At 44.9% G+C, this 23528-nt stretch carries 25 protein-coding genes (1 of these 25 cut by a window edge); 4 read left to right on the forward strand and 21 right to left on the reverse strand.

Translation table 11 applies throughout. The features are described from left to right. From CTT31_RS16910 to CTT31_RS16990, 17 genes are all read right to left on the reverse strand, one after another. Nucleotides 1-237, reverse strand: the 5' end (the start) of a protein-coding gene (locus tag CTT31_RS16910) for a DNA-directed RNA polymerase subunit alpha (protein WP_010378288.1). It extends 750 nt beyond the left edge of the window; only the first 237 of its 987 coding nucleotides appear in the window; it begins with the start codon at nucleotides 235-237; its stop codon lies off the left edge, out of view. A 24-nt stretch (nucleotides 238-261) separates the two neighbouring features. Next, a complete protein-coding gene (rpsD, locus tag CTT31_RS16915) occupies nucleotides 262-882 on the reverse strand; it encodes a 30S ribosomal protein S4 (protein WP_010378286.1) in 621 nt (206 codons plus the stop codon). A gap of 21 nt (nucleotides 883-903) precedes the next feature. Beyond that, on the reverse strand, nucleotides 904-1290 hold the full coding sequence (gene rpsK, locus CTT31_RS16920) for a 30S ribosomal protein S11 (RefSeq protein WP_010378285.1): 387 nt from the start codon (nucleotides 1288-1290) through the stop codon (nucleotides 904-906). Nucleotides 1291-1303: 13 nt separating this feature from the next. Next, nucleotides 1304-1660: a 30S ribosomal protein S13 gene (rpsM, locus tag CTT31_RS16925; protein ID WP_010378282.1), complete on the reverse strand. Its 357-nt coding sequence runs from the start codon at nucleotides 1658-1660 to the stop codon at nucleotides 1304-1306. Between the two features lie 131 nt (nucleotides 1661-1791). Beyond that, on the reverse strand, nucleotides 1792-1905 hold the full coding sequence (gene rpmJ / locus CTT31_RS16930) for a 50S ribosomal protein L36 (protein WP_002959476.1): 114 nt from the start codon (nucleotides 1903-1905) through the stop codon (nucleotides 1792-1794). Between the two features lie 22 nt (nucleotides 1906-1927). Next, nucleotides 1928-3256 (reverse strand): preprotein translocase subunit SecY, encoded by a 1329-nt coding sequence (gene secY, locus CTT31_RS16935; RefSeq protein WP_010606805.1) that lies wholly within the window; start codon nucleotides 3254-3256, stop codon nucleotides 1928-1930. A gap of 11 nt (nucleotides 3257-3267) precedes the next feature. Then, a complete protein-coding gene (gene rplO, locus CTT31_RS16940; protein ID WP_095728863.1) occupies nucleotides 3268-3702 on the reverse strand; it encodes a 50S ribosomal protein L15 in 435 nt (144 codons plus the stop codon). Between the two features lie 4 nt (nucleotides 3703-3706). Further along, on the reverse strand, nucleotides 3707-3886 hold the full coding sequence (gene rpmD, locus CTT31_RS16945; protein WP_010378276.1) for a 50S ribosomal protein L30: 180 nt from the start codon (nucleotides 3884-3886) through the stop codon (nucleotides 3707-3709). A gap of 6 nt (nucleotides 3887-3892) precedes the next feature. Next, nucleotides 3893-4399 carry a 30S ribosomal protein S5 gene (rpsE, locus tag CTT31_RS16950; RefSeq protein ID WP_010606806.1) on the reverse strand — a complete coding sequence of 169 codons (507 nt, stop codon included), beginning with the start codon at nucleotides 4397-4399 and terminating at the stop codon, nucleotides 3893-3895. 9 nt (nucleotides 4400-4408) lie between these two features. Further along, nucleotides 4409-4759 (reverse strand): 50S ribosomal protein L18, encoded by a 351-nt coding sequence (gene rplR, locus CTT31_RS16955; protein WP_010378271.1) that lies wholly within the window; start codon nucleotides 4757-4759, stop codon nucleotides 4409-4411. A gap of 9 nt (nucleotides 4760-4768) precedes the next feature. Next, the gene (gene rplF, locus CTT31_RS16960; RefSeq protein ID WP_102057674.1) at nucleotides 4769-5299 is read right to left on the reverse strand and encodes a 50S ribosomal protein L6; all 531 of its coding nucleotides are present in this window, start codon (nucleotides 5297-5299) and stop codon (nucleotides 4769-4771) included. 13 nt (nucleotides 5300-5312) lie between these two features. Further along, a complete protein-coding gene (gene rpsH, locus CTT31_RS16965) occupies nucleotides 5313-5705 on the reverse strand; it encodes a 30S ribosomal protein S8 (RefSeq protein ID WP_010378266.1) in 393 nt (130 codons plus the stop codon). 20 nt (nucleotides 5706-5725) lie between these two features. Further along, a complete protein-coding gene (gene rpsN, locus CTT31_RS16970) occupies nucleotides 5726-6031 on the reverse strand; it encodes a 30S ribosomal protein S14 (RefSeq protein ID WP_010378264.1) in 306 nt (101 codons plus the stop codon). Nucleotides 6032-6041: 10 nt separating this feature from the next. Next, nucleotides 6042-6581: a 50S ribosomal protein L5 gene (gene rplE, locus CTT31_RS16975; protein ID WP_010378262.1), complete on the reverse strand. Its 540-nt coding sequence runs from the start codon at nucleotides 6579-6581 to the stop codon at nucleotides 6042-6044. A 15-nt stretch (nucleotides 6582-6596) separates the two neighbouring features. Beyond that, complete coding sequence (gene rplX / locus CTT31_RS16980) at nucleotides 6597-6911, reverse strand: 50S ribosomal protein L24 (protein ID WP_010378260.1); 315 nt, start codon at nucleotides 6909-6911, stop codon at nucleotides 6597-6599. Between the two features lie 10 nt (nucleotides 6912-6921). Next, nucleotides 6922-7290, reverse strand: a complete 369-nt coding sequence (gene rplN, locus CTT31_RS16985; protein ID WP_010378257.1) for a 50S ribosomal protein L14 — start codon at nucleotides 7288-7290, stop codon at nucleotides 6922-6924. Nucleotides 7291-7672: 382 nt separating this feature from the next. Further along, nucleotides 7673-8512: a polysaccharide deacetylase family protein gene (locus tag CTT31_RS16990; RefSeq protein ID WP_260491616.1), complete on the reverse strand. Its 840-nt coding sequence runs from the start codon at nucleotides 8510-8512 to the stop codon at nucleotides 7673-7675. Between the two features lie 167 nt (nucleotides 8513-8679). On the opposite strand from CTT31_RS16990, the gene CTT31_RS16995 reads away from it, so the two are divergent. After that, a complete protein-coding gene (locus tag CTT31_RS16995; RefSeq protein ID WP_260491617.1) occupies nucleotides 8680-11232 on the forward strand; it encodes a serine/threonine-protein kinase in 2553 nt (850 codons plus the stop codon). Here the strand turns inward: CTT31_RS16995 and CTT31_RS17000 are convergent. Both CTT31_RS17000 and CTT31_RS17005 read right to left on the reverse strand, forming a co-directional pair. Continuing rightward, a complete protein-coding gene (locus CTT31_RS17000) occupies nucleotides 11229-11693 on the reverse strand; it encodes a hypothetical protein (protein ID WP_260491618.1) in 465 nt (154 codons plus the stop codon). The two genes, CTT31_RS16995 and CTT31_RS17000, sit on opposite strands and share 4 nt — an antisense overlap. 239 nt (nucleotides 11694-11932) lie before the next feature. Next, nucleotides 11933-13876 carry an AsmA family protein gene (locus CTT31_RS17005; protein WP_260491619.1) on the reverse strand — a complete coding sequence of 648 codons (1944 nt, stop codon included), beginning with the start codon at nucleotides 13874-13876 and terminating at the stop codon, nucleotides 11933-11935. Nucleotides 13877-14075: 199 nt separating this feature from the next. Here CTT31_RS17005 and CTT31_RS17010 point away from each other — a divergent pair, with 199 nt between their 5' ends. Together CTT31_RS17010 and CTT31_RS17015 are read left to right on the forward strand one after the other, a co-directional pair. Then, the gene (locus tag CTT31_RS17010) at nucleotides 14076-15242 is read left to right on the forward strand and encodes a hypothetical protein (protein ID WP_260491620.1); all 1167 of its coding nucleotides are present in this window, start codon (nucleotides 14076-14078) and stop codon (nucleotides 15240-15242) included. Between the two features lie 250 nt (nucleotides 15243-15492). After that, nucleotides 15493-16164, forward strand: coding sequence for a TorF family putative porin (locus tag CTT31_RS17015; RefSeq protein ID WP_211858799.1), 672 nt, complete (start codon nucleotides 15493-15495; stop codon nucleotides 16162-16164). Nucleotides 16165-16305: 141 nt separating this feature from the next. Here CTT31_RS17015 and CTT31_RS17020 read toward each other — a convergent pair whose 3' ends face one another. Continuing rightward, on the reverse strand, nucleotides 16306-17199 hold the full coding sequence (locus CTT31_RS17020; RefSeq protein WP_260491621.1) for an aldo/keto reductase: 894 nt from the start codon (nucleotides 17197-17199) through the stop codon (nucleotides 16306-16308). After that, complete coding sequence (gene purT, locus CTT31_RS17025) at nucleotides 17196-18383, reverse strand: formate-dependent phosphoribosylglycinamide formyltransferase (protein WP_010378237.1); 1188 nt, start codon at nucleotides 18381-18383, stop codon at nucleotides 17196-17198. Before purT ends, CTT31_RS17020 begins: the two co-directional genes overlap by 4 nt. A gap of 162 nt (nucleotides 18384-18545) precedes the next feature. Between purT and CTT31_RS17030 the strand changes: the two genes are divergently transcribed. Beyond that, complete coding sequence (locus CTT31_RS17030; protein WP_260491622.1) at nucleotides 18546-23528, forward strand: non-ribosomal peptide synthetase; 4983 nt, start codon at nucleotides 18546-18548, stop codon at nucleotides 23526-23528.

Raw genomic sequence — 23528 nt, forward strand, 5'->3', positions numbered from 1 at the left:
AATGATGTCTTCTTGTACGCCTTCTTTCGCGCTATACTCGTGCAATACGCCGTCAATTTCAACTTCTGTCACAGCACAACCAGGCATAGATGAAAGAAGTATACGACGTAGAGCATTACCTAGTGTGTGGCCAAAACCACGCTCTAGAGGCTCTAAAACTACTTTAGAACGCGTTGAGCTTACAGCGTCGATATCGACTAATCTTGGTTTTAGGAATTCGGTTACAGAACCCTGCATTTTATCCTCTCTTAACTCTTAACTTTACTTCGAGTAAAGTTCGACGATTAGTTGTTCGTTAATGTCCGCAGACAGATCAGAACGCTCTGGTAGACGCTTGAAAGTGCCTTCCATTTTCTTACCGTCAACTTCAATCCAAGTTGGCTTTTCACGTTGCTCAGCCAACTCTAGAGCAGCGATGATACGCGCTTGCTTTTTAGACTTCTCGCGAATTACTACTACATCTTCAGGAGTAACTACGAAAGAAGGGATATTAACAACACGACCATTAACCATAACCGCTTTGTGGCTTACTAGCTGACGTGCTTCAGCACGTGTGCTTGCAAAACCCATGCGATATACAACATTGTCTAGACGTTGCTCTAGAAGCTGTAACAAGTTTTCACCTGTGTTACCTTTAAGGCGAGCAGCTTCTTTGTAGTAGTTACGGAATTGCTTTTCTAGTACACCGTAGATACGACGAACTTTCTGCTTTTCACGTAGCTGTAAACCGTAATCAGATAGACGACCTTTACGTGCGCCGTGCTGACCAGGTGCTGTTTCTAGTTTACACTTAGAGTCAATTGCTCTTACGCCGCTTTTAAGGAACAGGTCAGTACCTTCACGACGACTCAGCTTGAGCTTAGGGCCCAAATATCTTGCCATGTTCTTTCTCCTAACCTATTGTTATACGCGACGTTTCTTCGGTGGACGACAACCATTGTGTGGAATTGGCGTCACGTCAGTGATGTTAGTGATACGGTAACCAGCAGCATTCAATGCACGAACAGCAGACTCACGGCCTGGACCTGGACCTTTGATGAATACTTCTAGGTTCTTAAGACCGTACTCTTGTGCAGCAACACCTGCACGCTCCGCAGCAACCTGTGCAGCGAATGGAGTAGACTTACGAGAACCACGGAAACCTGAACCACCCGCAGTCGCCCAAGAAAGAGCATTGCCTTGACGGTCAGTGATGGTCACAATCGTGTTGTTGAAAGATGCATGAACGTGAGCCATGCCGTCAACAACCTGCTTTTTGACCTTTTTACGACGAATTGGTGCTTTTGCCATAACTTACCCCACCTTATTTCTTGATAGGCTTGCGAGGACCCTTACGAGTACGCGCGTTAGTCTTAGTACGCTGACCACGTAGTGGTAGCGAACGACGGTGACGTAAGCCACGGAAACAACCAAGGTCCATAAGACGCTTGATGTTTAGTGTAACTTCACGACGAAGATCACCTTCAACAGTGTACTTGCCAACTTCTTCACGAAGGATGTCAAGTGTTTCGTCATTTAACTCGCCGATTTTAGTAGTTTCAGCGATACCTGTCGCAGCTAAGATCGCCTTAGCGCGAGTTTTACCTACACCATAGATGCTTGTTAAACCGATAACAGCATGCTTATGATCAGGAACGTTAATGCCTGCGATACGGGCCACTAACATATCTCCTATAAATAAACTTGATTATCATCTTGCTGGAAAGCCCGTATAGGATACCCAACCGACATTCAAGTTTTACCAAAGAAACAGGCTAAGTAAAGTTACTCAGCCTGCACGACTTAATTTGCTTAGCCTTGCCTTTGCTTGTGCTTTGGCTCACTGCAGATCACACGTACAACACCTGCACGCTTGATTACTTTGCAGTTACGGCAAATTTTCTTAACGGAAGCACGTACTTTCATTACTCAACTCCGTAAACTGACCTTAACGGCCGTAGCCTTTAAGGTTCGCTTTTTTCAGCACAGAATCATATTGATGTGACATCATATGAGTCTGTACTTGTGCCATAAAGTCCATGATGACAACAACGATAATCAGAATCGATGTACCGCCGAAGTAGAATGGCGTTTGCCATGCCATAGTCATAAACTCGGGCACCAGACAGATAAAGGTTATATACAAAGCACCTGCCAATGTCAGGCGTGTCATCACTTTATCAATGTATTTAGATGTCTGCTCACCTGGACGAATGCCTGGAATAAAAGCGCCAGATTTTTTCAGGTTATCTGCTGTCTCACGCGGGTTAAACACCAACGCAGTGTAGAAGAAGCAGAAGAAGATAATAGCCGCAGCTAATACCATCGCATACAGTGGTTGACCTGGAGTCAATACTGCTGAGATAGCTTGTAGCACATCAGCGACCGGACCTTCACCTTGGCCAAACCAGCTTGCTATTGTACCAGGGAACAAAATGATACTGCTAGCAAAGATTGGTGGAATAACACCCGCCATGTTAACTTTTAGTGGTAAGTGCGTGCTTTGAGCAGCAAATACCTGACGACCTTGTTGACGCTTCGCATAGTTTACAACGATACGACGTTGACCACGTTCGAAGAACACAACTAGGTAAGTTACGGCGAATACGATTACCGCAATCAATAACAATGCTAAAATATGCAGATCACCTTGGCGCGCCATTTCTGCTGTCGAACCAATTGCAGACGGCAGGTTAGCTACAATACCAACAAATATTAGAACTGAGATACCGTTACCGATACCACGCTCAGTGATTTGTTCGCCCAACCACATAAGGAACATAGTTCCTGTGACTAAGCTCACTACAGCTGTGAAATAAAAGCCGAAGCCTGGATTCACAACTAGGCCTTCCATCATGTTAGGTAGACCAGTAGCGATACCTATCGATTGGAATGTAGCAAGCACAAGCGTACCATAACGCGTATACTGGCTGATTTTCTTACGCCCTTGCTCACCTTCTTTCTTAAGCTCTATCATCGCAGGATGTATGTGCGTTAATAGCTGCATAATAATCGAAGCCGAGATGTACGGCATAATACCTAGCGCCAATACCGATGCACGCTCAAGCGCACCACCGCTGAACATGTTGAACATCTCAACAATGGTGCCCTTTTGTTGCTCGAAGAATTCGGCAAGTACAGCGGCGTCAATCCCAGGGATTGGCACAAAAGAGCCCAGACGGTAAATAATGATAGCACCCAATACGAATAGTAATCGGCGCTTCAGTTCCGCAAGCCCACTTTGTGCACTTTGCATATCTTGACCTGGTTTAGCCATAGCGTACTTCCTTAGTCTTCTACCTTGCCTCCGGCAGCTTCGATAGCTTCGCGTGCACCTTTAGACACTTTCATGCCTTTAACAGTAACAGCGCGTGAAACTTCGCCAGATTTTACAACTTTTACGAACTGGATGTTCTTTTTAACGATACCAGCTGCCTGTAACGCGTTTAGATCTACCACATCGCCTTCAACTTTAGCGATTTCGAATAGATTCACTTCTTTAGACACAAGAGACTTGCGTGAAGTGAAACCAAACTTAGGTAGACGACGTTGCATAGGCATTTGACCGCCTTCGAAACCAACGCGTACTTTACCGCCAGAGCGTGACTTTTGACCTTTGTGACCACGACCACCAGTCTTACCAAGACCAGAACCGATACCACGGCCAACACGCTTACCAGCTGTTTTTGAACCTGCAGCAGGTGAAAGTGTATTCAAGTTCATCGAATTACCCCTCAACCTTAACCATGTAAGAAACTTGGTTGATCATACCGCGAACTGCTGGCGTATCTTCTAGCTCAACAGTGTGATTGATACGACGTAAACCAAGGCCACGTAATGTAGCTTTATGCTTCGGTAAACGACCGATTGAGCTACGTACTTGAGTTACTTTTACTGTGTTTGCCATGGTGTCTTACCCCAAGATTTCGTCAACGCTAAGACCACGCTTCGCAGCAATACCTTCTGGAGAATTCATATTCTCTAGCGCTGCGATAGTTGCGCGAACGATGTTGATCGGGTTAGTTGAACCGTATGCTTTAGATAGTACGTTCTGTACACCAGTTACTTCTAGTACTGCACGCATCGCACCACCTGCGATGATACCTGTACCTTCAGATGCTGGCTGCATGTATACTTTAGAACCCGCGTGGCGACCCTTGATTGGGTGCTGTAGCGTGTTACCTTTTAGTTCAACAGTGATCATGTTGCGACGTGCTTTTTCCATTGCTTTTTGAATAGCAGCAGGAACTTCACGTGCTTTACCATAACCAAAACCTACTTTACCAGCGCCATCACCAACTACTGTTAGTGCAGTGAAGCTAAAGATACGACCACCTTTAACCACTTTAGACACACGGTTTACCGCGATTAGCTTTTCAGCCAATTCAGGCTGTTGTGCTTTTGCTTCTACGTTAGCCATTGTCTACTCCTAGAATTGCAGACCGGCTTCGCGCGCAGCATCAGCTAGCGCCTTCACACGGCCGTGATATTTAAAGCCACTGCGATCAAAAGCGATTTTTTCAACGCCTTTGTCAGCTACGCGCTCAGCGATTGCTTTACCAACTGCTTGAGCCGCTTCGATGTTGCCTGTGCCTTTAACTGTTTCAACAATTGCTTTTTCAACAGTAGAAGCAGCAGCCAGTACATTACCCTCAGCATTGATTACTTGAGCGTAAATGTGACGTGGCGTGCGGTGGATAACAAGACGTGTTGTGCCTTGTTCGATAATATTTCTACGAGTGCGCTTAGCACGACGTAGACGAGCTGTTTTCTTATCCATCGTCTTACCTTACTTCTTCTTAGCCTCTTTACGACGCACGTGCTCATCAGCGTAACGTACACCTTTACCTTTATAAGGCTCTGGTTCACGGTATGAGCGGATGTTAGCAGCTGTTTGACCAACTAACTGCTTGTCTGCGCCTTTAACAACAATTTCAGTCTGGCTTGGAGCTTCGATAGTGATACCTGTTGGGATCTCGAAGTTCACTGGGTGAGAAAAGCCAAGGGTTAAATCTAATGTATTACCCTTAACTGCCGCACGGTAACCAACACCTACTAGCTGTAGTTTCTTCTCATAACCATCGTTAACACCAACAATCATGTTGTTGATTAGCGCGCGTGCAGTACCAGCTTGAGCCCAAGCATTAGCAACTTCACGAGGAGCTGTAGTGATAACGTTGTCGTTTAGTGAAACTTCAACCGCATCGTTGATTGTGCGAGTTAATTCACCGTTCTTGCCTTTAACTTTGATGTCCTGGCCGTTAATTGTAACTTCAACACCGGCAGGAACATTGATTGGAGCCTTCGCTATACGAGACATAGTTCCCCTCCGATTAAGCTACAAAGCCAATGATTTCACCACCAACGCCAGCGGTACGCGCAGCGCGGTCTGTCATCAGGCCTTTAGAAGTTGATACGATAGCGATACCTAGACCACCCATTACCTTAGGTAATTCGTCACGTCTCTTATAGATACGTAGACCAGGGCGGCTAACACGCTGGATGTTTTCGATTACAGCTTTGCCTTCGAAGTACTTAAGTTCGATAGTCAATTCTGCTTTTACGTCACCAGATACTGCGAAGTCAGTGATATAACCTTCGTCTTTAAGTACCTTAGCTACAGCTACTTTCAGCTTTGAAGTTGGCATTGAAACAGATACCTTCTTCGCAGACTGACCGTTACGGATACGTGTGAACAAATCCGCAATTGGATCTTGCAAGCTCATGTCTTACTCCCGTGATTCTATTACCAGCTAGCCTTTTTAAGGCCAGGAATTTCACCGCGCATCGCTGCTTCGCGAACTTTAATACGGCTTAAGCCGAACTTGCGAAGGTAACCATGAGGGCGGCCCGTGATGTTACAACGATTACGTTGACGTGAAGGGCTAGAATCGCGTGGTAAAGACTGTAGCTTTAACACTGCATCCCAACGCTCATCATCAGATGCATTAACATCGCTGATGATAGCTTTTAACGCAGCACGCTTTTCAGCATACTGAGTAACTAATTTAGCACGTTTTACGTCACGTGCTTTCATTGAATTCTTTGCCATAACCCTACCCTTACTTTTTGAATGGGAAGTTGAACGCTTCTAACAACGCACGGCCTTCGTCATCTGTTTTCGCAGAAGTAGTGATTGTGATATCCATACCGCGAACGCGGTCTACTTTATCATAATCGATTTCTGGGAAGATGATTTGTTCACGTACGCCCATAGAGTAGTTACCGCGACCGTCAAAAGACTTTGCGCTAACACCGCGGAAGTCACGAATACGTGGCATCGCGATAGAGACTAAACGCTCTAGGAAATCCCACATACGCTCGCCGCGTAGGGTTACTTTACAGCCAATTGGGTAACCTTCACGGATCTTAAAGCCAGCAACTGATTTGCGTGCTTTAGTCACTAGAGGCTTCTGACCAGAGATTGATTCTAGGTCTGCTACTGCGTTTTCTAGAATTTTCTTGTCAGCTAGGGCTTCGCCCACACCCATGTTAAGTGTGATCTTCTCGATCTGAGGGACTTGCATGACAGAGCTGTAACCGAACTTCTCTTGAAGCTCTTTTACCACTTTGTCTTTGTACACTTCATGCAGTTTCGCCATCGTCTACTCCAACTATTAAATAGTTTTACCGGTAGACTTGAAGAAACGGACTTTTTTACCGTCTTCAAATCTAAAACCTACACGATCCGCTTTGCCAGTTTCGGCATTGAAAATCGCTACGTTTGATACGTCGACTGACGCTTCTTTCTCAACAACACCGCCAGCTTGCTGTAGTTGTGGTACAGGCTTCTGGTGTTTCTTGATGATGTTAACGCCTTCAACAAATACTCGGCCAGTTTCAGTAACAACTGAAAGCACTTTACCGCGCTTACCTTTGTCTTTACCGGCTAGTACGATTACTTCGTCATCACGACGGATTTTTGCTGCCATGATCGACTCCTTATAGTACTTCTGGTGCTAGTGAAACGATCTTCATGAACTTTTCAGTACGAAGTTCACGAGTCACAGGGCCGAAGATACGAGTACCAATAGGCTGTAAGTTATCATTTAAGATAACAGCCGCATTGCTATCGAAACGGATTAAAGAGCCGTCTGGACGACGTACGCCTTTTTTAGTACGCACTACTACTGCGTTTTTAACATCACCTTTCTTCACTTTGCCGCGAGGAATCGCTTCTTTAACAGAAACTTTAATGATGTCGCCAACCGCTGCGTAGCGACGGTGCGAACCACCAAGGACTTTTATACACTGCACTTTGCGAGCGCCGCTGTTATCAGCAACGTCCAGCTGAGTTTGCATTTGGATCATCTTAATGACCTCCGGTGTAGTTACAACTCGCCTAGATTTCGTTCAAAATCAAGGCATTTAGGTTAAATTCCACTCAAAAAACTGTGATTATGTCTTTCAAGGGCGGGCAATTGTACCAGCAATGTCGCATCAAAGATAGTTCAATTTTTAATTAATTTAACGCGTTAACATGACGTACCAATTACAGTTTGGGGATATGGCGACAAGCAATCGAGAATTCAACCACTTGCGCATATATTGAACAAATTTTACAACGGAAATTTTGTTTCGATTATTATTTACTCAGATGCTTTGAGCAAAAACATCTCGAATTTTAAATCTGAGAAACTCAAAATTTAATCAAAAACGATATTTAAAGAAAATAGTCGAGATAAATCTCGACCTACGGCTCTCTTTTACTTTTGATGTAATCACCCACATTGCTTACGGTGTCTAACCAATAACCGTTTTTAGGGTCCTGTAAGTAAGGAATAAGTTGGTCTAACATTTTGGTATCGACGGTGTACATGCCTTTTTCACCCACTTCATGTCCAGCAAGGATGATCCAACTGTTATTTGCCCTAAGATGCTCCAGCAGCCCTTTTAGTTCTTCAAAGCTAACACCATCCATCCTGATTCCGGTGAGTTGCGCAAAGTCAGTATAAGTTGGGTGGTTAGCGGTTTCATCTAACCACGTACGGCCACTGTCAAAGTGCTTCGCAATCACAGGCACATAACTTTTTACTTCAGCGCCGCGACCAACAAAGGTATTACCACAAGGATATGCAAAGCTTCTGGGGGTTACGCCCAAATGCTTTTCAATATATTTTGTGGTGCTTACTACATCGCGTTCTATGTAGGCCAAATCAACTTGTTCCAGCCCTTTGTCCTTTTCCCTCAGCCAGGCAAAGTTACCCGTACATAAGTGTTCACTGGTGTGGTTGCCTATTTCATGCCCCTGCTTCACCGCGGCTTGCCACAATCCGAGCTTTTCCTCCACCTGTGATGGCATAACATAAAATGTGCCTTTCACCTTATGGCGATTGAGTAGCGGCACTCCCACATCAACTTGGCTTGGCCTTGCATCATCAAACGTAAGGCTTATTGCGTTACGAGCATTATTGGGGTAATTAAAGGTTTGGTTGCTATCAGCCGCTATACTAGACGTATTTACGAGCAGAGCGCTTGCCATCATGGCAGCCAAACTGAAGTGAGAAACTAAATTAGAAGATAACTTTGCCATTTGTTTGTCCTTATTGTTATTTATCCTTATAACCTATATGAGGCTGTGAGTATGACAAAGTGTTAAATTTTCAACTTGTTATTTGCGACTAAGCCCAACGCAAATGGTACTAATTTAGTATTTTTAGCGATACACTAACCCCAATAATAAAAGAGAAAGACAGCGCTGTGTTGAAGTTAGAAGAATACTATCAGGACGTGATCTTGCTCGCCGAAGGCGGAATGAGCAAAGTGTACCTTGCTACCGACAAAAAATTAGGCCGCCGAGTGGCGGTAAAGGTGATGTCACTAACTCAGCACACGCAATCAGATGCACTCAACGAAGCCCGACTGTTAGCGCGTTTTAACCATCCAAATATAGTACAAATTTATGATGTATTTGAAAGCGATGGCCAAATGGCTTTGGAAATGGAGTATGTGCAAGGTGCAACTCTACAGCACTACACAAAAACACACGTATTAACTACCGAGCAAAAAGTCGAACTATTAAGCCATATTGCCGATGGCCTGGCCTCAGCTCATGGCCAGAACATTCTTCATTTAGACTTAAAATCTGGCAATATACTGGTGAATGAACAGAGCATAGCCAAAATTGCCGACTTTGGTATTTCACAATTAGAAGACAACCAAGCCTCTCGTCCACATACCAGTTACGGTAGTCTTACAGCAATGTCACCAGAGCAACTGCGTGATGAAACACTAGACAGCCGCAGTGACTTATTCTCATTTGGGCTAATCGCTTATCAACTGTTAGCTGGGCACCATCCTTACTTCGAGCAAGCTGACGATGGCAGTGACAAGTCTATTGCTGAACAGATCAAGTTTCAGCCATTAAAAGCCAGTGCTAAACGTATTTTAGATATTCCCCCTGCACTGGCACAGCTTATTGATCGCTTATTGCAATACGACAAAAACGCTCGCCCGAGCAGCGCAGGCGAAGTCAGTCAACAGTTAAAACAAATTCTGCACACCCTTAGCTATGATAATAGCGAAGCGACATTATCCCTTGAAGAAATAGAGTTACAAGATAGAGCTAAGAGCAAAGCCAAAGCACGTCAAAAGCAGCTAAGTATTGCAGCACTTTTCACCGTTTTAGTGTGCTTAGTCGTTGGTGGATACTGCTATTGGCAGGAAACCAAACCTAAGATCTATATTGCAGCGTTGCCGATAAAATTCACAAACTCTTTTCAACTACTTGAAGCGCATCAACAAAACATTGAGTTAGCAATTAACGATGCACTTAAACAACATTTTTTAAGTAACAATGATTACGTCTTCATTTCAGACAGAGAAGTAGATCAAACACAAAAATTTATTGGTGTTGACGCACCATTAAAGGCATTGGGGCGAGCGTTAAATAGTAATGAGCTCGTTACGATAAAACTAGACTGTAATATTCAAAGCTGTGACATCGTTATCGACTTAGTTGATGCGTCTAATGGAGCCTTGATTAATAGTGCTAGAACGATGACGTCGAGTGAAAACTACAGCCATGTTTTTGCTATTACAGCTTCGGCCCTCACTGCATTAACTGGACGCTCAACTGATTTAGCCACTGGCAATAAAACATTGCTAAATAACTACGCTACACTTCATGATGCTAGTTTAGTAAAGGGAGCAGACCGCGCTGCGATATTAAAAGAGTTAACAACGCTGATTGATACTGCGCCGGACTTCCTGCCGCTGTATTCACTTTACTCTGAACTCGCAATTCAGTTGTATGAAGATAGTTCAAATGATCAAGTACTTCTAAACTGGGAGCAAGTATTACAGCAAGCCCCCAAGAGGTTAAAGGCAAGTACAATTATTCAAACTTCCTATCTCGAGTTTTATGCGTTTGCAAAAGACAAAATCCGTGCCACAGGAACCTTTTTAGCAATCCAGAATTCAGTCAAGGACGAGTATCAAAAGCATGCACTTATCAGTATCTACTATCATTTAATAAACGATTACGCTTCGGCACTTCATCACATTGAGCTTGCCTATGAACTTAGGCCAACCTTAAAAGTCATCCGCAATGCAGCCTTGCTCAACATGAAGCTTGGCCAATATGAAGAGGCCTTACCTTACTTACGAGCAGCCAGCCACTACGGTCCTGATAATCTGAAAACACTAAAGGCCATTGCCGATATCTCTCTTCTACTTGGTAAGCTCCATGACGCAGAGAAATCTTATCAAGCTCTAGTTAATCGCTCATATACAAGTACTGCTACCTTTAACAATTATGCCATTGTATTGATGCTATTAGGTGATTTAGAGCGGGCACTCGAGTTTGCTGAACGAGCAACTCAGTTGGCGCCCAGCAATGTAGAAATCTTGCTTAACTACGCAGACATATACTCACTAATGGGCGAGAAGGCGAAAGCCAGTGAAGTGTATCTGCAAATTTTAGCCAGTGCTCCAGCAAACCAAGTTGAAGTCGTGCGCATCCAAGCTCTAGCACACCTAGGTCGGCACCAAGAGGCATTAATAGCAATTGATGAATATTTGGCAAAGTATCCCGATTCAGCTGAAGCTTTTTACGTAAAATCGTTAATTCAAACACTGATAGAAGAAAAGTATTCCGCGATGGCTTCACTGAAAAAAAGCATTGATTTAGGCTGGAGCCCGTCTTTTTATCGCTTGTCATGGTTCAAGACACTATGTCACTCGCCATCACTTGAATTAAGAATTGGCACAGAACACTTTACCTATCTGTGCCAAGTGCAAATTATGAATTAGACTGGAGCATCTGGGTTGTCAATTATCACCCTTGGATCTTGAGAAAAATAACGCACAGCACCATTTGCGGAATCATATTGAGCAACAAGTCTGAACTCAATTTTCGAGTTGTTATTCTCTACGAGTGTAACAACTCTCGCATCAGGGTTAGCTGAAAGCGCTTCGATATCATCTTCACTTAGCGTATTCGCAACATTCAATGCTTCAATCTTCACCTCAACCGTTAACTCATCTTTTAATGTGCTTGTAAGGTTATAATTGAAATTGTCTTGCGCTTCGGTAAAAAAAGTACCGTTTTCAGCAAAGCTCCAGCCGGCTTCATCAGTAACGAGCTTATAAGTTAGAACAGCGCTTTCACCCTGAGCTAATTTAAGTTCAACTGGTTTATCGTCGTTTGAAAATATCCAGTTACCCTCAGCTTTTGGCGTCACCGTGTATTCGAGTAAAATAGGTGTACTCATTCTTTTATCCTTCGTTTGTTTATAGAGCTATTCGCATCTATCTAAGCACATGAATAGCAGTAATTCTATTACAGCTGGTTACAACTTATAGGCATAAGCCATCATAAGCTCACTATAACTGCATATAGATAATTAACTCGCGATAAATATAGAACAAGGGCTACCATCGGCAAGCCCTTGTTTAGCTGAAATTGATTTAAAACAAACAGATGAGCTGTTTATTGAAGCGTCATAAAGATCTATCCACCAAACAAACCTTTAAGTTTGTCTTTTACCTTATCCTTAACCTTGTCTTTGGCTTTGTCTTTTGCCGCTTCTTTTAGGTCTAAGCTAGTTTCAACTTTGTGGAATGGACCTTTGATCCGCACCGGAATTTTAAAGCCGGTACTGTCATCGCTGCTGGCTTGCCCTTCAATGGTATCAACAATTCCAGTCACCACACGATAATCAACTAAAGTTTGTGGTAAATCAACGGTGCCCTTGCCTGTCACTCGTAGTAACGGGCTTGCCAACGAGAAGTCATCGTTTTGACCTACGCCTTTGGTAAAGACAAAGGTGCCAGTCATGGCTGAGAAGTCGGTTTTTTGATCTGGGTCGAAATTGGCATTGAGTCCTTGCGATACCGAAGAGAAGTCACCTTTGAGCATCTCTTTGCCCTTACGGATCATCTCAGCAAGGTTTGCGCCTTTTACGCCACCATCTTTGAACTCAAAACCTAATTTACCACCTAGAGCATTCACAAATTGCTTTTGACTGACACCTTGTGTGTTTAACGCCCAATTAAGACTACCTTTACCCAATACTTTGTCAAAGCCAATGGCATCAGTCAGTAGTGGCTCGGCATTAATTGCCGTTAACGCAAAGTCAGTATTGATGGCATAAGGTTTTGTTGCTGCATTTACAACAACCTTACCTTTACCCTGACCTTCATAGGCTTGGAATTTATCTAGGCTCAATGTTGCCTTACCTGAGTTAAGTACTAGACTGATTTGGTTTTCGCCAAGCTTAATTTCTCTCGCACGTAGCCCTGTAGAGGTGATCTTCACATTCGCATTGAGGCTATTAAGTGCTGACAAATCAATTGCAGTGTCATCCCACACGATAGGCTGTGCTGGTGCGCCTTCTGACTCAGGTTGCGTTTGTGGTTTTTCCACAGGTTCTGGCAAATAAGGGTTAAGATCTAACATGCCAAGGTCAACACTCGCGGTAATATCTGGCTTACCTGAGAGGGTGACTTTACTTTGACCTTTTATTACCAATTCGTCCAAGGTTGCCTCTAAGGCAGTGAGAGTAAAGACTTGCCCTTGCATCGTCATTTTGGCGTTTAGGCCAAAGTCATTGAACGCATTTTCTTTGGCTTTTAGGTCAACGCCCTGCCACTTAGCTAGCGCTTTTACCGAGTCGCCAGTCAAGGCTAATTGACCGCGAATGGTTTTACCTTGCTCTGCAATTTCACCTTTATAGTCAAGGTTGAACAGCGCTGATTTTACTTGTTGTTCAACATTAAAGGCTTCACCTTCTATCGCCTTTGCTGGATTATCGAGTGTAGTAACTAGGTTAAAAGTTTGACCTTGAAAAGTCAGCTTACCGTCGACTTCTAGTGGTTGGTACAGTGACGATAGCATCACGCTAATGTCTAAATCAGTTACCTGATATTCAGCGCCTGTCACACCATCAAGGTAAGTCACCGAGCCACCATAAATCGCCACTTCGCCAAGGCTAACATCTAAGCCTTCCGGTAACTGCATATTACCTTGTGAACTGGTTTGCGCCGTTGGCGCGTTTTCTGCACTGGTGGGTAGCAACTGCCAATTAGCATTACCTTGTTTGTCGGTTTCTAGGATAATTTTAGGATTATTGATCACAAAGCGCTCAAGCTTAGCTTCACCAGACAGCGCACTTAACCACGGAATATGCACGGTAAGTTGCTCCATGGCAAACATATCTGGGCGACTGCCCGTTGCCATGTTGGCAAATCGCACTTGGTTTAGCTCAATGTGCAGCGTTGGGAAAATACCGATGTCAGAGTCGCCATCGATCGACAGTTTTCTACCTGTCACTGACTCAACCTGTGACGTGACTTGGTCAATAATTGCCTGTTTGGGGATTAAAAACGGGGCTGCGATAACAAGAATAATAATAAGCGCGACAATGGCGCCTACGATTTTAACTAGCCGGTTCATTGCTTTTCCTTCGTAAGGCTTGGTTCTCTTTATGATAACGGCTGTAGTCGAATATACCATGAATAAAGGCAAATAATTTGTACTGAGCGATTGCAACCTTTTGACTAATCGGTATGATCCTCGCCCTTGCCAGTTTTTAGCGTCATTAGCTATATTTTACTGGTTGGTTTATTAATCAAACTTGGAGTATCTAACCCGCATGAAGAAACTGCTCATATCACCGTCAAACATGGCCTTGGGCGAACAAGAAAGTCAGATCTATCAAAATATCCTCAAACAGGCCACGGAGATCAGCCTTAATCTGATGGCGGTTAAGGTGGAAAATCACCCTGAAGATTTTCTTGGTTGGTGTTATGAACTGCTTGATGTGGCGAAAAATCGTATCAATTTTGATTTACTGGATGACCATCAATTACCCACAGTGAAAAAGCTACAAGATCTGCTCATCGCAGCGATTAGCTTTTTACAAATCAAAACGTTACGCATTGCGCCTTGGCCTATGGTGGCTGCATTTATTACCAGTCACAAAGAAGTAATTGCACTAGATGAGCAATTAAAACTGATTGAATACCTTAAACCAATGCGCAGCACCCCACTTAAAGACATGATCAAAGAAGATCGCCTTGCCTTTAGCGGTAAGCATGCTGCAAATTTAGATACCAGCGTGTATCAATTTGACGTAGAGTGGTTTGCCTCCACCAAAAGTGCAAAAGGCTTTCACCAGTTATTAGACGACCTTCCGGGTGCTTTTGATGAAGCGCTAGCCGCAATCCCGGCAGAAGGTGACGTGACGCTCGAGCATTACCAATCATTTATGGTCGGGTATTTAAGTGCCTTTGCTGGCAGCGAGGAAAAGCCAACGCTTGCACCAGCTACTCGCCTATTAGCAATGCGTCGCCCAGATGTGTTCACACCAATAACCTCGAGCAAGCTTGACGCTTTATGCCAAGCGCTTGGTGTTGCTAAGCTAAACAATCGCGATTTTGAGCGTTACTGGACCGATGTCGTCAGCACCATTAAAGCAATGCCATGGTATACGATGGCCGCTCCTGTGGATGAGTTTGAAACGCAACTTGCTGAAATTAAAGCGCTGCTACCATGCCTGTTTTATTACGCGGATAAAGACACCGCCACTAACTCCAATTACTTTAAGCTACTGCATAAACCTCAGCGCAGCGGCACCAGTGGTGGCAAAAAAACACTACGCCGCGGTAAAGAGTCAGCAGAAGTGTTAGTCGACCGCGCACTCGCGGATGAGTCTATTCCAGAGCATATTCGCACCAAACGTGACTCGATAGTCGCTGAAGTGGAAAAAGGCCGCAGTGTTGATGAAACCATCAGCTTAATGCGCACCATCTTTGGATAACGACTGACTCCAAACACAGCTTGCATTATTACTGTGCAGGCTGTGGTACTTTGCACCAGCCATGTGCAACACTTATGCAAATCATTATGTCCTACTTTCGAAACTCAGAAATTAAATTCCAATATTTTTAACAACATAGAATAAATTCTCCGCCATTTCCTGACATTGGCCTCCCTCTTGCACTTACTCTTTGCAGAAAATGCAATGACAACAACCGAATAATAACTCTGTGTTCAATGGGGAAAACAGAATGAAAAACAAACCTTTGCTTATGCTACTCGGCGGCCTGACTGCGTGCTTTTGTGTCTCTGCTCAGGCGGAAGTGACCGCGAATATTGCGGCAAGCTCAAATTATTACTGGCGTGGTATCACCCAGACTGATGACGGCGCAGCGGTGTCTGGCGGCTTGGATTATAGTAATGAGTCTGGGTTTTATGCAGGCACTTGGGTCTCTAACATCGACTTTGGCGACTCCGCCAGTTACGAAATGGATCTGTACGCGGGTTACGCTGGCGAAATCAAGGGCATGAGTTTTGATTTCGGTTATATCCACTACGCCTATCCCGATGCCAGTGGAGATATTGATTTTGGCGAGATTTACGCCGCGCTTGGCTGGCAATACTTTACGTTTAAACTCAGCCACCTAGCTACAGCGCAAAGCGACTCAACCACAGAAGAAGACATGCTATATGCCGAAGTGTCGGCCAGCTTCCCCATTTTTAAAGACAGTGAATTAACTCTACATATTGGTCGCTCCAGCGGAGACACAGTGCTTGAGTGGACAGGTGAAGACGATGCTTATATGGATTACGGGGTGAGTTTATCTACGCAAGGCTTTACCTTTGGATTAGTAAAAACCGACCTAGACAGTAATGACGATATCAAAGCATACGTAAGTTATGGATTAGATTTTAATCTGTGATGACCAAAGGTGAGCGGTCCTGTGACAGCCGCATCACCTTATTTTTACTTGCTGCAACACGTAGGGCCGAAAGGCCCTTTTTTTGTGGCTGAATTTATAAGGCTGTCGCGTAAATTGGCTTCAATCCACGTATGTAACGTTTTATGGTACGCTATGCCCAGTAGATGCTGTCCAAATGCGATACCACTGCTCGCGACTCATGCTAAGTGACTGTGAAGCAAACGCGCTGGCAACTCGAGTGATATTTCCCGTTCCAAGCACAGTGGCGGGTTTCGATGGATGCATGGCAAGCCATGCGTAGATCACTTGATCAATTTCAGTGCAACCAATCTCTTCACCCACTTGCTGTAGCACCGCACGCAGGCGTTTGGCTTTTTCATCTTCACTGGAGAATATTCTGCCCCCCGCCAGCGGCGACCACAGCATAGGGTTTATGCCTAGTTGTTGGCACTGATCAAGCGTGCCATCGTCAAGCGCTTTCATCTCATAAGGTGAAAACTCAATTTGGTTAGTCACTAAAGCGAAATCGAGTCTCGATTGTAATAAGGCAAGCTGGCTGGGTGTAAAGTTCGAGACCCCAAAATGCAGCACATCGCCGTTTTGTTTGAGGGTATGAAACGCATCGGCAACTTCATCAGCATCCATCAGATAATCCGGGCGATGGATCAACAGCACATCTAGCCTATCCGTGCCGAAATGCTTTAGTGATTGCTGCGCTTGGGCAATGATATGCGTCTTACTCGAATCGTAGTGGTTCGCCTTTCCCGCTAATCCCAAGCTCGGAAATGCGGGCTTAATGCCACATTTAGTGATGATCCGAATGTGCTCTCGAATACTAGGCTCAAGCGCTAAGGCTTTGCCAAACTCCGCCTCACACTGATACTCACCGTAAATATCAGCATGATCAGTATCGCGTATTCCAAGCTCAATCGCTTGCTTTAAAAAGCGTAAATTTTCTTGCGGCGTAATTTGCCAATCTAATAGCCGCCAAAACCCCAATACTAATGGGTCAAGTACGCGGGTATTTGCGTTCATAACGTAATTCCTACTTGTGCAACCACTTGCTTTGCTTTCTCGACAGCACTTTCAGCCGAGTCTGAGCGCGCTAACGCCACACCCATTCTGCGCTTGCCACTCACCTCTGGTTTACCAAATAAACGAATATCCGTTAGTGGCTCTGCAAGCGCTTGTGCAAGATTGTTGAACTGTAATTGTGTTGACTCCCCTTCGACAAGGATCACGCTAGATGCTGATGGCCCATTGAAGTGAATGGTAGGAATAGGCAAACCTAAAATTGCCCGAGCATGCAGCGCAAACTCACTTAAGTCTTGCGAGATAAGCGTGACCATGCCGGTATCATGTGGCCTTGGTGAGACTTCGCTGAAGTAAACTTCATCACCCTTAATAAAGAGTTCAACGCCAAACAGACCCCGACCGCCCAGCGCTGCCGTGACTTTTTCAGCCATCGCTTTGCTGCGCTCTAGCGCGAGTGCTGACATCTGCTGCGGCTGCCAGCTTTGCTGATAATCACCGTCTTGTTGCACATGTCCAATTGGCTCACAAAAACTCGTACCATCGATATGGCGTACGGTTAGCAGCGTAATTTCGTAGTCAAAATCAACAAAACCTTCCACAATCACTCTGCCCTGACCTGCACGCCCACCTTCTTGAGCATAGTGCCAAGCCGCTTCGATATCCGCGGCACTTTTAATCACACTTTGCCCTTTACCTGACGAGCTCATGATAGGCTTAACCACACACGGCATGCCGATACGCGCGACAGCAGCATTAAAGTCTGCCAAGGTGTCAACGAATTGATAGGGTGAAGTCGCAAGCCCAAGCGTTTCAGCGGCAAGACGGCGGATCCCTTCTCGGTTCATGGTCAGTTGAGTCGCTTTGGCGGTTGGCACAACCGTGTAACCTTCAGTCTCTAATTCCACCAGCTTATCCGTCGCAATGGCTTCGATTTCCGGCACGATATAATCAGGTTGTTCTTGTTCAATAATCGCTTTGAGTTTTTCACCATCCAACATAGACAAGGTATAGCTGCGATCTGCCACTTGCATCGCTGGCGCATTGTCGTAGCGATCTAAGACAATCACTTCTGCACCCAAGCGCTTAAATTCGATAACGACTTCTTTTCCTAACTCGCCACCACCGCAGAGTAATACTTTGCAAGCAGTTGCCGAAAAGGGCGTGCCCAGAGGTTTGATTTTCATGATGATTCCTTGGTTGGTTTGATGCCCCATGGTAGCGACTTTTTGTCATATGCAAAAGCTGAGAAGACGGCAATCCAACTCAAAATCACAAAATACACATTTCAAACACATTCTTTACATATTGTACACAAAGAGCATTTTTATATTTAAAGGATTACTTCAATGACCGCCCAGTCTCCTATTGATTACAGCACTCAGCCGCAGATCTTATTAACGCAGGCATTCAGCCAATACGCCAATAAAGTTGCACTGGTATTTAACGGTACGCAAGTCACCTATCAAGCACTTGAAGAGCAGGTAACACGAGTCGCCGCGAATATTCAGCAACAAGCGAATCTGAGCCAATCTCAATCGCCTTATGTGGCACTATATCTCGAGCGCGGCATTGATATGGTCGTGGGGATCTTAGCGGCAATCAAATCAGGATTGGGTTATATCCCTATCTCCACTGAGGCACCCAAAGCTCGCTGCGAGTTTATTCTTGAAGATAGCCAACCGGCGCTTATCGTCACCCATGGGCATTATCAAGCGCTGCCACAATTTGGCAACACACCTCAAGTGTTGATCGAATCTCCTGCAACGCAAGCCTTTGTTACTCCTGATTATAAAATGAGTGATATTGCCTATGTGATCTACACCTCGGGCACCACTGGCACGCCAAAAGGCGTAGAAGTACCTTACCAAAACTTACTTTATTTAGCCGAGTCACAAATTGGCCGCTTTGAACTAGAGCAACTTGACCGCGTTATGATGTTTGCCTCTTATATTTTCGATGCCAGTGTATTTGAGCTGCTCGTGCATATCATGTTGGGCCAAACTGTATTTGTAACGACAGAAACCGAGCGACGCGATGCCAAAGCGCTAAGCCAATTGATCTCAAAAAATGCGATTCAATTTGGCGCTATCCCTCCTGCATTGCTGGCTTTGATGGATCCCCGAGATTTGCGCTCTATGCGCAAATTAATCGTCGCAGGAGAAACCCCAAACCTAGAAATGCTTTCTCGACTTTCAGAAGTCACTCGAGTGTTTAACGGTTATGGTCCTACCGAATATACCGTGTGCACCTGCGCCAATGAATATACCAATGCCGACTCCGAATTTAATATTGGTCAACCTTTTGTGAATACCAGACTTTATGTGCTAGATGAGCAATTGCAACAAGTAGCCAATGGCGCTATCGGTGAGCTCTATATTAGTGGTGCAGGTTTAGCAAAAGGATACTTAAACCGTCCTGAACTCACAAAATCTCGATTTATCGCCAACCCCTATTATCAAGCAGAAGTCGACCCTGTGCACTTCGCTAGACTTTATAAAACTGGCGACTTAGTAAGTTTTGACGGTGATAATTATCATTTTGTTGGTCGTAATGACAACCAAATTAAGCTACGCGGATTTCGTATTGAGTTAGGTGAAATAGAAAAAGTTGTTGCCCAACATGAGGCAGTAAAACTTGCAAGCTGCCAAGTAGTACAACGAGGTAATGCTAAGTTCTTGGTCGCATTTATCGTTCCTCATAGTGAACCTACAGCAGACCTTGGACAACACATCAGCCAGTTAGCAGAAAAGCTACTGCCAGACTATATGCTGCCTGATCACTATCAATGTTTAGACGCATTACCCATGACCGAAAACGGGAAGGTAGATAGCCGCGCACTCGCTAATTACGAATTAAGTAGCCAACAAGACCAACCGCAAGATCAGCTTAGCCAAGAACAGCAAGCTTTTTTAGCGCAGTTTCAAGGTTTCTGTTTACCTGGCCTTGGCTGGCAACAAGATTTTTTCCAACAAGGTGGAGACTCCATCTCCGCAATAAACCTTAGCAACCAGTTATTTCAGCAGCTCGGCTTAAGCGTGCCAACACATCTAATCTATCGCTATCGTAGTGCTGGACTAGTATGGCAGGCAATGCAAACTCAACACTTTGAAACCATTGCGATTCCAAAGCGCGGTGCTGATTTTGAGGAAGTCGCCCCGCTATCACTGCAACAACGCGCGATTTGGTTTTTAGCCAAAGCCGATCCAAGCGATAAAGCCTATCATGCAAAGTGTACAATCACCTTCAGTGGCGATTTAAATGTACCAGCACTACAAGGTGCATTACAGGATATCGTTGATAACCATGCGATTTTCCGTACTAGCTACGACTTACATGAGCCGCTGCAGTATATTGCAAAGCACTACCAGCAAGACGTGCCTTACTTTGACTTTAGTGAGTATCAAGAAGCACAAGCATTAGCTGAGGTCGATAAACTCGTTAATGGTCATATGAATGATATTTTTGCGATTGACCAATTACCGCTGGCACGCTGGGCAATTGTAAAAATTAGCGAATGTAAACATGTACTTATTCATATTGAACATCACTTAGTACATGATGGTTGGTCTTCTAACATCTTCCTTGATCACCTATTTAGTTGTTATAAACAGCGCTTGAATGGCGCAAGCCAAGGTACTTTGCCTGAGATCACACAATACGCCGATTACGCAGCCTATCAGCATCAATGGTTGGGAACAGAGCAAGCCGAGTTGCAACGTCAATTTTGGAAGGCACAACTTCAAGACGCACCGAGCCGTATTAACTTGCCTGTTTCTCGTCTCGGCGAAACCGCAACCGAACGTGGTCGCGCACACAGGGTTAAACTGCCTCGTTCGCTATGGAACAATTTAAAAGCCTACAGCCAAACGCATCAGATCACGCCATTCGCCGTTGCCCTTGCGGCATTAAATATTGTCCTTTCGCGCTTTAGTGGCGATCAGGATATTTGTATTGGTTCTGGCGTTGCAAACCGAGGCTACACCAATGTGGATGATACCATTGGTATGCTCGTCAGCACCGTAGTGGCGCGAGTTCAGCAAACACCAGAAATGTCTGTTGAACAACTGGTACAGCATTGTTTTGAAGTCAGTAACGATATGCTGGCCAATCAAACCCTACCATTTACTGAAGTCGTTGCGGACGTAAACCCTGAGCGCATCAAAGGCGTCAACCCGTTATTCCAGATCTGTTTTAGCTTCCATGATTCACCACTCCCAGAGCTCACGCTTCCGGGATTAGGTGATATTGAGTATTTCGAGGCGATCAGCAGTCAAGCGGCTAAGTTTGAGATAAATATCGTGGTGCTTACCCGTATGGGGCAAGATCAGGATGATTCGGTCACTATGTTATGGGAGTTTGACTTAAATCGCTACGATCCTTGGTTTATCGATGCCTTAAGTGACAACTTTAGTCATATTCTCGCGCAACTTATCAGCGTTGATGGGCAATTACCACTTGAGCAGTTGAGTTTACAAAACCATATTGAGCGCGATGTTCAAATAGCGCAGCACCAAAGCCAAGATTTGCTGTCACTATTTACGCATCACGCGCAGTCTCGCAACCAGAAAACTGCACTTATCACCAGTCAAACGGAGTTAAGCTATCAGGAGTTAAGTACTCGGTCAGACAGCCTTGCTGCACATATTCTTAAGCAGTATGGCACGCTTGAGTATATCGGCCTATACCTGCAGCCCGGCATTGACACAGTGGTTGCAATGCTCGCCATCATGAAAGCTGGCGCCGCTTATGTGCCGCTATCGCCAAGAGCGCCAGCTGCCCGCAATGCTTTTATTATTGACGATGCTCAACTCAAGTTAGTATTAACTAACACCATAAGTCAGCAAAGCTTGAGCGAAAATGAGCAATCAAATTGGCCACTGTTAAACTTGGATAATACATTCGCGCCTTGCGATATTGCACTTTGCCAACCGTCGCCTGATTCTGCAGCCTACATAATTTACACCTCAGGTACGACGGGCCAACCTAAAGGCGTTATTCAAAGCCATAAAAATGTTGCGCGCTTGCTATCTGCCAGTCAACCGCTTTACCACTTTAATAGCGAAGATACTTGGGTGCTTTATCACGATACGATTTTTGACTTTAGTGTTTGGGAAATATGGGGAGCACTGTGTCATGGCGGTCGGTTGTTTATTCCAAGCTACGAAGAAGCAAGAGACAGTTTTGGTTTTGTAAAGCAGTGTGAGCAATTTGCTGTCACCGTGCTTAACCAAACTCCCAGTGCATTCTATAATTTTAGTGACGTTGCCATTTCTGCGGTGGCGTCGCTCGATAGCCTTAGTACTGTGATCTTTGGTGGTGAGCAGCTCAACTACGATAAACTGAGTCCTTGGTGGCAACGCTTTGGTCAGCGTATTCAATTGGTCAATATGTACGGTATTACTGAAACCACGGTACATGTCACCTATCAACCTTTACACCCTAACATGAATACCCAGATTGCTGACATTGGCGTGCCGCTCAATGATATGCAGGCTTGGGTGCTGGATAGTCAGTTACGTCCCGTACCTGTGGGTTGTCCTGGAGAGCTGTTTATCTCTGGTGCAGGTTTGGCGATTGGGTATTTGAACCAACCAGAGCTGAGCGCCACTCGCTTTTTCGAGCTAACGCTCAATGGCAAACTCACCCGCGTTTACAAAACCGGTGATAACGCCAGATTATTACCAAGCGGTCATTTAGAATACCTAGGTCGTTTGGATAACCAAGTGAAGATCAGGGGTCATCGTATCGAGCTTGGTGAAGTCGAATCCCAATTGCTCAGCTGTAGCGGTGTTAAAGAAGCAGCAGTGATCACCTATACACGCCAAAATCAAACGGCGCTAAGTGGCTATGCTGTGATGGAAAACCATGCTTATTTTGACGCCGAGCTATTACTTAACCATCTACGAACGCAGCTGCCAGCATATATGGTACCGGATAGCATCATCCAACTCACGGCGATGCCACTCACCGTAAACGGAAAGCTAGATAGCAAAGCACTACCGCTACCGCAGATGTCATCATCAAACCAATACGCCGCGCCGCGCACAGCGCTTGAACAAACGCTTTGCCAAATTTGGCAAACCACATTAGAACTGGAACAAGTCGGTATCCATGATAACTTCTATCGTCTAGGTGGTAACTCCATCTTAGCAGTGCAGCTCGTGCGCAATGCCCAGAAATGGCACCAGATTGCGATCCCGTTATCAGCGATCATTGCCAACCCATCGATTGCGGCTCTGGCGCAATACCTAGACACCATAGAGCTGGGTGATATCACCCAATCTCAAGACGCACCTGCCACCACCTCTTCTCAGGTGATGGAGCTATAG

Origin of the sequence: Pseudoalteromonas maricaloris (assembly GCF_024746855.1) — a bacterium.
GTDB classification, from domain to species: Bacteria; Pseudomonadota; Gammaproteobacteria; order Enterobacterales; family Alteromonadaceae; genus Pseudoalteromonas; species Pseudoalteromonas maricaloris.